Consider the following 822-nt stretch of genomic DNA (forward strand, 5'->3'; position numbering starts at 1 on the left):
CATCAGCAGAGTGAGTTTTACCCGAAAATGAAGCTGATTGATATTGTAGAGACGGAAGATGATCCGCAAAAGGCTTATGAGAAAGCAAAACAACTGTTAGCTAAATACCCAAATCTTGCAGGCATTATCGGCAATTCTTCTGTAGGACCTCCAGCTGCCGCACAAGCTGTAAGAGAAGCTGGCAAAACAGGTCAGGTCAAAGTTGTCGGTCTCTCCACGCCGAATTTGATGCGCGATTATTTAAAGGACGGCTCGGCACAAATGGCGACACTTTGGAGTCCCAAAAAACTTGGATATTTAACTGTTGTGCTYGCAAAAAATCTGCTCGAAGGCAAGCTGCCATATGATGGTCAAGACATTTATAATGTCGGAACTATTAGGGTGAACAGGGATACGGTCATTATGGGAGAACCGATCGATTTTACAGCAGAGAATGTGGATCAATATGATTTTTAAATTTCCAGAGCAACTGCGCTTCAGAAACTATCGGCTCAGCTCTAAGMTTATATTAGTTTATTTACTGCTAAGCGTTATCCCCATGTCGCTGCTCGGTACTTTTTCTTATTTGCAGTACACAAAATCAATTGAAGAACAAATTGGTGAATATATGCCCCGTTTTCTGTATCAAGCAAATGCGAATATAACGAAGCATATGGAGGATTTTGCAGAGCTGCATACATTAATGTTCAACTCTGACAATATGATCGCTATTTTGCGTCGCGACTCCTATCAGAGCCGTTCACAGCTGAATCAGGACCAATTCGAGGTAAACAATTATTTGGCACGTACTTATTTAAATACGGGGAACCCCGATGTTATGGG

Annotated in this window: 1 protein-coding gene and 1 pseudogene; both read left to right on the forward strand. The window is 41.8% G+C overall.

Annotated features, from left to right (window positions below; all coding sequences use genetic code 11):
- Positions 1 to 456: substrate-binding domain-containing protein (locus AC1DSE_RS35975; RefSeq protein WP_477529207.1), on the forward strand; the 456-nt coding region annotated here is incomplete at its 5' end.
- A pseudogene (locus AC1DSE_RS35980) lies at positions 446 to 822 on the forward strand (sensor histidine kinase); the annotation flags it as partial. The gene AC1DSE_RS35975 and the pseudogene AC1DSE_RS35980, both read left to right, overlap by 11 nt.

It is taken from the genome of Paenibacillus sp. 01L418 (genome assembly GCF_056400045.1).